The sequence below is a fragment of the Clostridioides sp. GD02377 genome (genome assembly GCF_045899875.1).
In the GTDB taxonomy this organism is placed as follows: domain Bacteria; phylum Bacillota; class Clostridia; order Peptostreptococcales; family Peptostreptococcaceae; genus Clostridioides; species Clostridioides difficile_A.
Genome location: NZ_JBJODA010000020.1, coordinates 14240 through 28038, shown reverse-complemented (window position 1 = coordinate 28038; position 13799 = coordinate 14240). Strand labels below are relative to the sequence as shown.

Annotated in this window: 10 protein-coding genes; all 10 read right to left on the bottom strand. The window is 29.8% G+C overall.

The annotated features are described in order from the left end of the window. Positions 1 to 8 precede the first annotated feature (8 nt). Positions 9 to 296, bottom strand: coding sequence for a PTS sugar transporter subunit IIB (locus tag Q3304_RS16565; RefSeq protein WP_176702504.1), 288 nt, complete (start codon positions 294 to 296; stop codon positions 9 to 11). A gap of 94 nt (positions 297 to 390) precedes the next feature. Continuing rightward, positions 391 to 855: a PTS sugar transporter subunit IIA gene (locus Q3304_RS16560; protein WP_407814736.1), complete on the bottom strand. Its 465-nt coding sequence runs from the start codon at positions 853 to 855 to the stop codon at positions 391 to 393. Next, the gene (locus Q3304_RS16555; protein WP_407814737.1) at positions 833 to 3781 is read right to left on the bottom strand and encodes a sigma 54-interacting transcriptional regulator; all 2949 of its coding nucleotides are present in this window, start codon (positions 3779 to 3781) and stop codon (positions 833 to 835) included. The genes Q3304_RS16560 and Q3304_RS16555 overlap by 23 nt, the downstream gene beginning before the upstream one ends. 418 nt (positions 3782 to 4199) lie before the next feature. Next, a complete protein-coding gene (gene lpdA, locus Q3304_RS16550; protein ID WP_407814738.1) occupies positions 4200 to 5930 on the bottom strand; it encodes a dihydrolipoyl dehydrogenase in 1731 nt (576 codons plus the stop codon). A 163-nt stretch (positions 5931 to 6093) separates the two neighbouring features. Beyond that, positions 6094 to 7140, bottom strand: coding sequence for a 2-oxo acid dehydrogenase subunit E2 (locus tag Q3304_RS16545; protein ID WP_407814739.1), 1047 nt, complete (start codon positions 7138 to 7140; stop codon positions 6094 to 6096). Between the two features lie 12 nt (positions 7141 to 7152). Continuing rightward, positions 7153 to 8139, bottom strand: coding sequence for an alpha-ketoacid dehydrogenase subunit beta (locus Q3304_RS16540; protein ID WP_074179369.1), 987 nt, complete (start codon positions 8137 to 8139; stop codon positions 7153 to 7155). A 24-nt stretch (positions 8140 to 8163) separates the two neighbouring features. Continuing rightward, positions 8164 to 9126: a thiamine pyrophosphate-dependent dehydrogenase E1 component subunit alpha gene (locus Q3304_RS16535; protein WP_054268653.1), complete on the bottom strand. Its 963-nt coding sequence runs from the start codon at positions 9124 to 9126 to the stop codon at positions 8164 to 8166. 37 nt (positions 9127 to 9163) lie between these two features. Next, positions 9164 to 10117, bottom strand: coding sequence for a sugar-binding transcriptional regulator (locus tag Q3304_RS16530; protein WP_263322656.1), 954 nt, complete (start codon positions 10115 to 10117; stop codon positions 9164 to 9166). Between the two features lie 270 nt (positions 10118 to 10387). Then, positions 10388 to 12565 carry a hypothetical protein gene (locus Q3304_RS16525; RefSeq protein ID WP_407814740.1) on the bottom strand — a complete coding sequence of 726 codons (2178 nt, stop codon included), beginning with the start codon at positions 12563 to 12565 and terminating at the stop codon, positions 10388 to 10390. A 128-nt stretch (positions 12566 to 12693) separates the two neighbouring features. Beyond that, on the bottom strand, positions 12694 to 13788 hold the full coding sequence (locus tag Q3304_RS16520) for a PIN/TRAM domain-containing protein (protein WP_021382466.1): 1095 nt from the start codon (positions 13786 to 13788) through the stop codon (positions 12694 to 12696). Positions 13789 to 13799: the final 11 nt, after the last annotated feature.

Here is a 13799-nt window from a genome sequence, read left to right as displayed (position 1 = left end):
AGTTCAAATTATAATTCTAATTTTTCCAATACATCTTCAATTAATTTGCCCATTCCCACACCAGTTAAAAAAGGTAATCCATTTATTACAGGTGTTTTTATGCTACTAGACACTTGTGTAGTACAAATTATCAAATCATAATCAGGTGCTTTTGATGCAACTTCCACTACTTTACATTGTGTAATGTTGACCATATCCAATTTACCAAGGTCTTGAAGTGCTTTCTTTAATTTGTTTATAGCAATTGTTGAAGTACATACTCCTGTTCCACATGCAACTAATATTTTTTTAGCCACATTATTCACCCCCGTTAAAATTATTTTATTTTAAAGATATCTATAGTTAGAAATCTTCAATGGCATTTTTATATTTTTAATTCCTTTCACAACTTTAATTTTTCAGTTTAGAGTTTAATAAGTCACTCATGCTTTCTTCATTTAAGTTGACAATATTATTTAACATACTCTTATCTTGAAATACAGTCATAAGCTTTTCTAATAATTGTAATTGCTCCTTTGGCTCTTTTACTGCTAACATAAATACAACTTTTACATCAATTTCAGTATCTTCTGTACCCATCATTATAAATTTTACAGGTTTATTCAGTATACCAATCGCTATACCTGGCTCATTTACATGTACTATGTCTGTATGTGGTATAGCCACTCCATAGATTTCTGTTGGTAATCCTGTAGCATACTTTTTTTCTCTTGCTATAACAGCTTCTACGTAACTTTCTTTTACATACTGTTTATCAAATAAACGTTGTCCTAAAAATTTTAATGCATCTTCATTGTTTGATACCTCAATATCTTTAAAAATCAAATTGCTACTAATTATTTGCATTGACTCCATCTAATATCATCTCCCTAATAAAATCTCTATCTTTAATGTTTTTTATCTCTTTAAATTCATCTGTTTCTATAAATGTAAGTAGAGTATTTAATGGATTAAAACATTTTTGGTCTACAGCTAATAAAAGTATTATTTTTACTCTATTTTTACTCCATATAATAGGATTTTTTAAAATAGCTATACTTATAACTGGTCTAATCACATCAATTCCATCTGTATGAGGTATTGCTATTCCATCTGACAATTCAGTTGGAAACAGGTTATCTCTTTCCACTACTTTTTTATAGAAATTTTTCGTCACATAACCTTTCTCTCTAAGTTTTTTACTCATGTACTTTAAAGCTTCTTCTTTTGATTTAACTTGTAAATCTATAAATATATCTTCTTTATGTATTAAATCTGATAACTCATATTTTTTATTTGTTTCAATAATTTGGTTAGTATCAATTAAATTATTTACTTGATTTAATTTCGTTTTATCATTTATGTCTACTAGGCTAAAAAAAGGGATGTTTGCTATCTGTGGGTCAATTGTTCCAACTATAGCAATTACATTCTTATCATTACTTATTTGCTTTATCTCCAAATCAAGACTTGGATATTCAATCATACCTATAGGTCTTATGTCAATCTTTTCGTCTATTCCTTTAATATTTTCTTCTAAGATTTCTTTTATCTTACAAGCTCCCCCTAATCCAGTGATACATAATGTTAAAATAATAGGTTTTCTAGAATCCAATTTCGTGTTGTTATAATTATTAGCTCTTTCCTTTACTTGTGGTTCTATACTTTTAACTTCATCTACTATTTCATCTATTGTTAAATCTGGCAAAACTGCTCTTCGTATAACTTCTATTGATAGTAAAGTATCAAATCTACATATTGTCCTTATATTAATCCCTGTATTCCCAGAGATGATATCCCCAAAGTATGAAAGCGAACCCATATCAACTAATATAATCACTCCTCTACCTTCATCGATATCTTTTACTATTGTAGTAGCTTCTTCAATCATGTCTTCTGGTTTCTTTTCAAATGGCATATCTAAATATCTTGCATGGTTAATTCCTAATAATTTATTTGTAACTTCACATATAGATGAGGCCACTCTTCCATGAGCCATAAGAAGTACACCTATCTTTTTTTGTTCAGATATATCTCTTCTACTACTCATTTTAAAATATATTGCTATTATACCTATTTCTTCTTTTGGCAAATTTATATTATATCTTTCCTTTAGATATTGAGCTACCTTTTCTGCTACAGAATACTCTAATGGATAATTTCCTATTATTTCTTTTAAATGAGCATTTGATATTACTTTACCTTCTTTTAATCTCTCAAAAGCTGCTTTTAAGTGAACTGCTAAGCATAAATGTAGATTTGGTTCTAATGAAGTAAGATATTGTGATGCTATTTTGATTACTTCATAAGTAAGTTCTACAATATATTTTCCAACAATTGGACTTATATCTGGAATATTATCATTAATAGAAACTTTTTTAACTTGCTTTATATATTTTTGAATACAACTTTCTAACTCTCCTCCAACAATTCTATTTATAACATCGAAGTCTAAACCTTGCTCCAACAAATCAATATGTCTTCTTTCTGTAAGCTTATATATTTCATCAGGAAAAGTATATATATCTTCATTTTTCTTTTCTATCTCCCCTTGAAAATTTGAATCTATAATTAAGTCTCCATCTACATAATTTTCTATTTTATCTCTACAATTTCTGATTTTCATAAGACCTTGTTTAACATATCCAGGTACATCTGATATATTTATATTTACTTCTTTCTGTTTGCTGGTAAGTTGATTTAATAATCCCCTAGCACAAGCTACTTGAATATCACTTCTAAGCTGACCAACATTTCCTATGCAATCATAAAGCATAAGAGCTTTTAATACATCAGATTTTATATGTATGCTTGTTCCCATTCTTTGAGCTTCTATCAAGAAGAAGTTATTTATAATATCAAACCTTTCATTTAATGGTCTTGCAACTAATTCTGGTATTTCAATTGTTACAGGTATACGCCTTTTAAATGTGTTAAGTAGATGAGAATCTACTGGTTCAGAAGTTGCTGAAATAATCATTACATCTATTTTATTTGTTAATCTAGTCTCTCCTAACTTTCTTACCATACCTTTATCAATCAGTTGGAATAGTATCTCTTGACCTTCATGAGGTAATCTATGTATTTCATCTATAAACAATATTCCTCCATCTGCTTTTGATACTAGTCCTTCTTTAGTCTCATCAGCTCCTGTAAAAGCACCTTTGACATGACCAAATAATTGAGATAATAAAAGCTGTGGATTTTCTGAATAGTCTGCTGCATTAAAAATTATAAATGGTGCATTCTTAGGGAATCTAGATGATTCTACTGCAAATTTATACATACATTCTGCTAGCTCACTTTTTCCAACACCGGTTGGGCCCATAATAATAGTATGAAGACCATGAGGTGGATAGAGTATTGCTGCTTTAGATAGTTTTATAATTGTACTTAAGCTACCACTACTACCTATTAATTTATCAAATGCTATATCTGTATTTTCCCCATTATTGTTTATCTCTTCTTTTTTATCATCACCTTCTTTATCATCCTTTAACTCATCAGAATCTTGAATCTCTTTTAAATATTGTATAACTGTAAATCTTGATACTGTAAATCCAATGCTATTTAATCTTCTTGTTATATCATTTTTATTTATGCTTTTTTCTTCTTTTAAAATATCTTTTATAGCTTTAATCAAAACAATTTTTCTTCTTTGCCTTGAATCCTCTATTTTTAACTCATTTCTTAAAAAGGTAACATCTTCTCTTCGAACATTTAACATGTTTGAAATAGCTTCATCTGTTAAAGGATTTTTCTTATCCTCATTTTCAATTAGTGTTTTTATTCTTTGCCTCATTTATAGTTGTTCCCTCCTTATTATTTATATAGCAACTTATATGCCATATATTGTTTTTTTTGTGTTTATTATTAGTGCATAAAACCACAACATTTAAATTAAGCTATTCTTTTATTAAAATATTAAGAAAATTTTTTTAGGTATTTTACAAATAATACTTTAAAAAAAACAAAAAAGTCTTTTTTTCTAATTTCAAGTAAAATCAATCTAAAATGGCATTGTTATTTTATATTACTATCTTTTTTGTACAACAAAAACTACAAATACTCCGATTCTGTATTTTTCCATAAAAAATACTCCTTCTTGTACAAATACATGCATTTATACAAGAAAGAGTATGGCTAAATAAGCATTTTAATATTTTATAAAATAAATTTATATTAATAATAGACTTACTTTAATATTTTATTCTTCTAATTTATTTTTTAGGTAAATGTAAACATTCTCCACTTACATCTGCCAAAGCTTCCATCAAAGCTTCTGAAGTACATGGATGACCAAATATCAACTCACTAGCTTCATCAGCAGGTATTTCTAATGCCTTAAATGATGCTGCATGATTTATAAGTTCTGCTACACCACAACCAAACATATGCACACCTAAAATTTCTCCATATTTAGCATCTGCTATCACTTTTACATATCCTTGCTCTTGTCCAGAAGCTAAAGCTCTTCCATTCCCAGCAAAGTTAAATTTACCCACATTTACATTGTGTTTCTTTCTAGCATCTTCCTCTGTAAGCCCAACTGATGCTACTTCTGGAATTGTATAAACACAACTAGGTAATGCACTTAAATCAACTTCTTCATTCATACCTAAAGCATTTGAAGCTGCTACTTCTCCCATTTTAAATGCTGCATGAGCTAACATTACACCTCCAGTAACATCACCTACTGCATATATACTTGGTATACTTGTTTCCATTTTGCTATTTACAGATATAGAACCTTTATCTATTTTAATGTCTAAATCTTCTATACCAGAAAGATTAGCTTGTCTTCCTATAGCATATAGACATAAATCTGCTTTTATTGTCTCCTCACCTTCAATACAAACTAATATTTTATTGCCTTCTTCTTTAAACTCAGAAACTTTCTTTTTAGTTAATACATTTATGCCTTTTTTATTAAGAGAATAATTCAAAGATTCACTTAATTCCTTGTCCATTCTTGGGATTATTCTATCTTCCATTTCTACAATAGTTACCTTAGAGCCTCTTGAATTGAATATCTCTGCAAATTCGCAACCTATCACTCCACCACCGATTATTACTAATTCTTCTGGTACTGTCTCTAAGTCTAAAGCCTCTGTACTAGTTATTATCAAATTCGATTCTATTCCTTTTATAGGCAATACCCTTACTTTAGAGCCTGTTGCAATTATTATATTTTCTGTATCTAGAACTTTTCCATCAGATAATATTACTTTATGCTCTTCTTTAACACTAGCTTTAAGATTAAATACTTCTACATTTCTGCTTTTTAATAGACCACCAACACCAGCAGTAAGTTTTTTAACTACTCTATTTTTATATTTTATTGCCTTCTTGATGTCTTGCTCTTTATCTACAGTTACTTTTACACCTCTTTTTGATAACTGGTCAATCTCCTCTAATATTTCTGCTGTTTTTATATAAGTTTTTGTAGGAATGCAACCTCTATTTAAACAAGTTCCTCCTAATACATTTTCTTCAACTAATGCAACTTTTCCTCCTAACAGGGCTGCTTTTAATGCTGCTAAGTACCCCCCAGGTCCTCCACCTATTACCACTACATCATAGTCATGATTACACTCTTTTTTATTTACTTTTTCTTCTTTATCCTCCACGCTTTGCTTTTCTTCAATAGCATCTTCTTTTGGCACATCTCCAGATAAATATTTAGCTTTTACTTCTTCTTGATTTTCACCTTTTTCTGCTATTACACCTATTACTGTAAATACTGGTAATACTTCACCTTCTTCTTTATGTATGATTACAGCCAGTGTACCTTCTCCCTCTGATTCTATTTCCATATTTACTTTATCTGTTGTTATTTCTAATATAGGTTCTCCAATTTTTACTTCTTCGCCTTCTTGTTTTAGCCAAGATACTATGGTACCTTCTTCCATAGCTACTCCTGCTTTTGGCATTATAACTTCTACTGACATAGGCTCTCCTCCTATTTATTTTCATATATTTTCATTAATCAATTTATATTCATATAGTTCACTTTAAAAATAATGCTAAATATATAAAGGTTTTAAATTCACCTAAATAATTATAACTATGTAACCTATTCAAACTATTATATCAATAAAGAAACATCAAAACCTATACAAGCATTGATAAAGGATTTTCTAACAATTCTTTTAACTCTTTTAAGAATTTTGCTGCTACTGTTCCATCTATCACTCTATGGTCTGATGTCAATGATAAGTTCATTATAGGTTTTATTTTAGCCTCTCCATTTACTGGAACAAACTTATCTTGTGTAGCACCTACCCCTAATATTGCACTTGAAGGCATATTTATTATAGGTGTAAATGTAGTTATACCATACATTCCGACATTACTTATAGTAAATGTATTCCCTTCTTGGTCTGCTGGTAGAAGTTTCCCTGTTTTTACTTTTTCAGCAAGCTCTTTACTTTCTTTTGCTATTTCTTTTAAAGATTTTTTATTTACGTTCTTTACTACTGGGACATATAGACCTTCATCTAGGCCAACTGCAATAGCTATATTTATATCTTTGTATCTAAATATTCCCTCATCTGTCCAAGCAGAATTTAATGCTTTATGCTTTGGAAGTATTCTAGACACTGCCATTACTATTAAATCTGTCATAGTCAATTTTACTCCAACTGATTCTTTTACTGTATCTATTAATTTTGCTCTGAGTGACTTCAATTCTGTAGCATCTACCTCTATGTTGAATGTAAATACAGGAGCACTAAAGTAACTTTCTGACATTCGTTTTGCTACAGTAGCTCTCATTGGATTTGGTTTTTCAAACTCTCCTTCTACTGTATTAAACATACTTGAATTTTCACTTCTCGTGTTTATCTCCTTTGTATCATTAGTTTTAGATATGTTAGTTGACACAACAGCCTCTTGTGTATTTACTCTTTCCACATCATACTTTCTTATTTTTCCATTATATCCAGTACCTACAATAGTTTCTAAATCTATATTTAAATCTTCCGCTATTCTTTTAGCTAAAGGGGTAGTATTTACCTTACTATCTTTTAAGTAATTTAACACATCAACTAAATGAATTCTTCCATTTTCTCCACTTCCAATCAGCTTATCTAGTTTTATGTTGTCTTTTCTAGCTTGGTTTCTAGCTGCTGGTGTGGCCTTTACTTTATTTGCCACCATATCTATCCCTCCTTATCTAACAATCAAAGATTTTATTGCTTCTTCTATTTCATCAACTCTTGGGACAACTGCTTTTTCTAACTCTGGATTATATGGTATTGGCACATCTTTTCCGCATATTCTTTTTACTGGTGCATCTAAATAATCGAATGATTCACTTTCTGTTATTAAGGCTGATATTTCTCCACCTAGTCCACCAGTCTTAGCTGCTTCATGACAAATTAGAACTCTTCCAGTTTTACATACACTTTTAACTATAGTCTCCTTATCCAATGGATATAAGGTTCTTAAATCTATAATTTCTACATTTATATTTTCTTTTGATAATGTCTCTGCTGCTTCCTCAACACTTTGTAACATCCTTCCATAAGTGATTACTGTAACATCTGTTCCTTCTCTTTTTATGTCTGCCTTTCCAATTTCAATTACATAATCGCCTTCTGGTACAATACCTTTTTTTCTATATAACAATTTATTTTCAACAAATATAACTGGATTATTATCTCTTATAGCTGCTTTTAATAAACCTTTAGCATCTGCTGGTGTAGAAGGTGCAACTACTTTTACTCCTGGAACATGGCAAAACCAAGCTTCTAAACTCTGTGAATGTTGTTCTGCTGAACCAGTCCCAGAGCCACCAGGACATCTAACAACCATTGGAACTTGTGCTTTTCCACCAAACATATATCTCATTTTTGCTGCTTGATTTACAATTGCATCCATAGAGATTGTCACAAAGTCCATAAACATTACTTCCATAATAGGTCTTAGACCAGTTGCTGCTGCTCCTGCTGCTGCTCCTGCTATAGCTGCTTCTGATATAGGAGTATCCCTTACTCTTTCTGGTCCAAATTCATCTATCATTCCAACTGATACACCAAATGCTCCTCCATATATTCCTATATCTTCTCCCATAAATATTACATTTTCATCTCTTCTCATTTCTTCTGACATTGCTTCCTTTATCGCTTGTGCATATGTTAATTCTCTTGTACTCATTTTTTTCTTCCTCCTTTACCATTTTTAGTCTGCATATACATCCTCTAATAAAGATTCTATCTTTGGATTTGGACTATTTTGAGCAAATTCCACTGCCTCTTCTATTGATTGTTTGGCAAACTCTTGAATTTTATCTAATTCATTTTCATTAGAGATATTCTTTTCGATAAGATAATTTCTTAAAAATTCAATAGGGTCCTTTGCTTTCCATGATTCTATTTCTTCTTTTGTTCTATATACATTTGCATCTGACTTTGAGTGACCTAACCATCTATAAGTTCTACTTTCAATCAATACAGGACCTTCTCCTCTTCTACATTTTTCAGCAGCTTTTTGTACTGTCTCATATACTTCTATTGGATTATACCCATCTATTGATATTCCCTCTATTCCATAAGAAGCTGCTCTAGTAGCAATACTTTCTATATTCATATGGCGTTTTATGCTTGTTGACATTCCGTATAAGTTATTCTCACAGTAGAATATTATTGGCAACTTCCATATTGAAGATAAATTTATTCCTTCATGAAAAGTACCTTCATTTGATGCTCCATCACCAAAACTACACAAAACTATTTTGCCTGTTTTTTTATATTGTTGTGTAAGTGCAGCTCCTGGTGCTATTGTAAGACCTCCACCTACAACTCCATTTGCTCCTAAATTACCTGACTCAATATCTGCTATATGCATTGAGCCTCCTTTTCCTTTACAAAATCCAGTTTCTTTGCCCATAAGTTCAGCCATCATTTTGTTTAGGTCTATCCCCATTCCTATAAATTGACTATGTCCTCTATGAGTCAATGATACCAAGTCTCCCTTTTCTAAAGCCATTACAGCTGCCACACTTGATGCCTCTTGACCTACAGATAAATGAGTTGTTCCGTGAACCATACCTCTTGCAAAAAACCAACTAACTTTCTCTTCAAATTTTCTAGCCTGATTCATTCTCTTATACATTTCAAGTAATGTTTCTTTTGATATTGACATATACATTCCCTCCTGTTAACTTTTATCTATCTTTCCATTAGTCACAATCTTCTAATAATTTAATTGCTAAACTGTGATTAATTGCTAAACTATTTATAAACTTTGCCTTTAATGATGCCTTTATTGCTTCTATTTTTTCATCTCCTGAAGCTACACCTATAGTCCTTTTTATCTTTTTTAAATCTTCTAGCTTTACTCCTAGTACTCTTTGATTAAATTCAAGTATAGAAGTTTTTCCTTCTTTATCAAAGGCTTGCAAACAAATCGCACCTATTGAATTATATTTTTTCAAATCTTCTATATCTGCCTCATTCATATACCCAGAAGCCATTATTGTTGAGTTTAAGCTCATTGGATTTCCTATACCTACGATTGCTATAGTCGTTTTATCTATTAAATCTAGCACTTCTTTAATTTTTTCGTCTTTGCAAAGTTTTTCTTTTGTAGATAAATCAGACATAACAGCTGGAGCATGTAATAGTTTAAAATCTCCTCCAAAAGCCCTTGCTAAACTTACTGCTATTTGATTTGCGTGAATATCTATTTCATTGTCTCCAATCCCACCTAATAGAGGTATAAATGTAACATTCTTACAGTTATTTTTTTCCACATATCTAGGTATTTCTTTTAGTGTAGTTCCTATTGAAACTCCTATTATATCATTTTCCTTTACTACTCTGGTTAAATATTCAGATACAGCTCTTGCTAATTCTTGTTTTTGTGTTAGTGAATCCTGTTTATCATCTACTACTATTACTTCTTTTAATTTATATTTTCTTTCTAAACTTCTCTCTATTTTTTGGTAGTCATTTTTCAAAACATCAACTATTTGTATTTTTACTATGCCTTGCTCAAAAGCTTCTTTTAATATTCTTGATATTGTTGGTCTTGATATTCCCAATTGATTTGCTATTTCTTGCTGATTTAAATTATCTTCATAATAAAGTGAACAACACTTCATCATTAACCTTAGGTCTCCAATTTTTTTCATTTGCTTTCCTCCAAAATCAAGCTTTTTTAATTATCTTTACATTTGTTCAATCATTTTACTTAATTTCAGTAACATTATAGAAGGGATTCATATAAAAAGTCAACTGTTTTTTTGCATAACTAAAAAATTATTACACAAAAATCCCAAGTTAAAATAAACTTGGGATTTTTGTGTAATAATTAATTTTTATAAAATTTCTTCTTTAAAGTTATTTAGTCAAAATAAATTCAAATTAATCTATTATCAATATTCATATAGAGCCTATATAACTTATTCTTTTAATACTATCAGATTTATGCTTAATATAATCATAGCCACAATTACATAAATAAAAGCTGTAGCTGATGACACAATTCCAGAATCATTTACTAAAAGAGTTACAAAGCATCCTGCTATTGACGCTATAAAGCCTTTAAATACAATTGGGTATTCATCAATTAATTGTTTAAAATATCTAATCTGATTAATCATAAGAATTAAGATAACTCCTATCCCAGTTAGTAGTATATTTACCCATGCACTGGTTTGAGCTAGCTTCAAGTTCATCTCTATCTTTCTACTAAATGTTTGTATTATTTCTCCTGGTCCATTAGTATAAATTTCTTTTACAAACATACCTAAATGTGAGTTACTTCCTGAAATCATATCTATAGCTACAAAAATTCCTAAAACAATCAATACAGCTATACCTAATAGCACAACTTTTTTAAAGTCTATTCTTACATTGTATATCAATAGTATAAATAGTAAAAATGCAACACATTCAGAAATAGCACTTCCAACATTTGCTCCCATAATTGGAGATGCACTTGTAATTAATATAACTAAAGAAAAAACTATCACAGACCATTTTGGTATCTTTTTATATGTAAGTAAAACTGCAAACGTAAGTATCGCACTACCTATTGCTACTCCTTGATATTCATTACCTACTCCATAGTATCTAGCTCCAATTATACAATCATAACTCATTACATTACTTTTCATTAAATATGAACCAAATGCAGAATCAATAACCATAATCAATATGGTTAAACCTGTAAAGAATAACATGTTTTTTAAATCATTCTTTATTAAAACTTTGCTTATTAAGTATATAGTAAGCGTTATTATAATTATTCCTAAAGATATTGCTACTGGTGTTTTAAAATTCATTATTGGAGTTATCATAAATGATAATGGCATTACTATTCCTATTTTTAGAAATTCTTTTAATATAAAAAATATTGTTTCTTTGTGATTTTTTGATATATGCTTTCTAAATAAAATTAGAATCATAGCAACTATCCACGACAAGAAGACTATACTTACAAATCCATTAAGTATTATAGACCTTATACTTGAAACAGATACTATCTTTTGGTACTCATCCATCAAATATTCTTTATTATCATCTCTGTTAATAAGTTCATACTTCTTTCCAACCATATTTTGATTTTTTATATCAAAGTTATTTAATATCTCAGCTCCAACATCTAGATTAGTCACAATACCTTCTCTTCTAGTAGTTGAAGATGATAACATCCCTTTTCCATTACCATTTAATTTTATTATTGGAGAAAGCCTTCTTTTATTTTTGTAATCTAAGTCACTTGGAAATGCACTTGATATATAAACAGTGTCATTCTCTCCAATCATAGAAAATACATTTTTTAAGTATACATCTATATTTTTTTCTATGTTATTTTTTATGCTCGCATATGTTTCTTCAGTTAGATTTGGTTTATATAAATCTAATCTATATGTATCTCCAAGCTCTACAAAAACTACATCATTGTTTTTGTAAGCTTCTCTAGTCTCTGTAATCAATTTATTATAATCAGTTGATATTCCATAAGGCATAGATAAATCTTTCTTATTTATATTATCTACATTTCCATTAGGAATTCTCCCATACTCATCCATTGCAACTAGGCATAAGTTTCTATTTTTTATGAGTTGACCATTTTCAATTATATCTGCATTTCCCAACACAGATGTTTTTAGTCCATTATCAGATAAACTTTGACCTAATGACCCTAGTACAGAACCATACTCCCCAAAATTTAAATTTTCATTTATAGACTTATTTATGGTTAAGTTATTTATACCTTTTGCATTTTTTCCTGTAGCTGCTTTAAAAACTATGTCCCTATCTTTACTTGAGCTCTCAAAATTAATATCTTCTTCATTAGCTACATTAGCTCTTCCACCAGCACCCATGCTAGCATATGACCGTCTGTCATCACTACCCTTATCGCCTCTTATGTTCATTAGACCGATATATCCTCTATTATCTAGTTCTTCTCTCAATGATTTTATTCTCAACATATTGCTCATACTAGTTCTATTCATATCTATAAATACTACTTTTCCATATGTTGGCATATCATCTGCAAAACTATATTGACTCATCGATGTTAATATTATGATAAATGTTGCTAAGAAAGATATAATTTTTTTTCTCATAAATTCTCCCTGCTTTCTGATTTAAATCCTCACCTTTAAGAATACATTAAACATTGTCGTTATAAATAAATAAATTTGGACCATCTATTTAAAATAAACAGCCCAAACTATTGGTTTATTTGAATATATTAATTTTTAGGTTTTGCAAATATCATTCTACCTGCAGGAGTTTGAAGAACAGATGTCACAAGCACCTTTATAGTCTCATTCATATGCTTTCTTCCTCCATCAACAACTATCATAGTTCCATCATCTAGATATGCAACACCTTGTTGAGCCTCTTTTCCTTCTTTAACCACTTGAACAACCATATCTTCACCTGGTATCGCAACTGGTTTTATGGCATTAGCTAACTCATTTATATTTAATACTTCAACACCTTGGAATTGAGCAACTTTATTTAAGTTATAATCGTTAGTAACAACTTTTCCATTTAAAACTTGAGCAAGCTTTAGTAATTTGCTATCAACTTCAGCTATTTCGTCAAAGTCTCTCTCACTTATTTCAACTTCTATATTTAATTCTTTCTGAATTATATTTAATATATCCAGACCTCTTCTACCTCTTACTCTTTTTAAATCATCTGAAGAATCTGCAATGTGTCTTAGTTCCTCCAAAACAAAAGCAGGAATAATAAGTTTTCCCTCTATAAATCCTGTTTTACAAATATCTGCTATCCTTCCATCAATTATTACACTTGTGTCTAATACTTTTGGAGGAATTGCTTTTATATCTTTTTTATTTTCTTTGTCCTTATCTTTATCTTTAATAGGATTTGCTAATCTTCCTAATTTTCCAATATTAAATAAATCATTTTTACTTTTAAGCGCAACTTTCATTCCAAGATATCCTAGGAATAAATATAATAGTAAAGATAGTATCCCACCTACTATTGGTATTCTATTTACTAATCCACTTAATAAATATGCAATCACAAATCCTACTATAAGCCCCATAGACCCTAACAATATATCAGTTTGAGGATATTTTGATAATTCTTTATCCACTATTTTAGCAATTTCTTTTACTCTATTTACAACCCATGGTTCTATAAGATATCCTAAAATGGCTATTATTATACCTGCTACTACAGCTGCGATATAACCATATGTTTCTTTCCCAAATGTTAATATTTCAAAATCTTTCATTAATGTTAAATAGGTCGTTATACCTATCGTAAATCCAAGTAAAATAAACAATATCCTTGTTACTTTCCTTATCAATGCTTCACCCC

Excerpts from the sequence above, each read along its gene's own strand:
- Q3304_RS16560 (WP_407814736.1), bottom strand. The coding sequence starts at position 855 with ATGGAGTCAATGCAAATAATTAGTAGCAATTTGATTTTTAAAGATATT.
- Q3304_RS16555 (WP_407814737.1), bottom strand. The coding sequence starts at position 3,781 with ATGAGGCAAAGAATAAAAACACTAATTGAAAATGAGGATAAGAAAAAT.
- lpdA (WP_407814738.1), bottom strand. The coding sequence starts at position 5,930 with ATGTCAGTAGAAGTTATAATGCCAAAAGCAGGAGTAGCTATGGAAGAA.
- Q3304_RS16545 (WP_407814739.1), bottom strand. The coding sequence starts at position 7,140 with ATGGTGGCAAATAAAGTAAAGGCCACACCAGCAGCTAGAAACCAAGCT.
- Q3304_RS16540 (WP_074179369.1), bottom strand. The coding sequence starts at position 8,139 with ATGAGTACAAGAGAATTAACATATGCACAAGCGATAAAGGAAGCAATG.
- Q3304_RS16535 (WP_054268653.1), bottom strand. The coding sequence starts at position 9,126 with ATGTCAATATCAAAAGAAACATTACTTGAAATGTATAAGAGAATGAAT.
- Q3304_RS16530 (WP_263322656.1), bottom strand. The coding sequence starts at position 10,117 with ATGAAAAAAATTGGAGACCTAAGGTTAATGATGAAGTGTTGTTCACTT.
- Q3304_RS16525 (WP_407814740.1), bottom strand. The coding sequence starts at position 12,565 with ATGAGAAAAAAAATTATATCTTTCTTAGCAACATTTATCATAATATTA.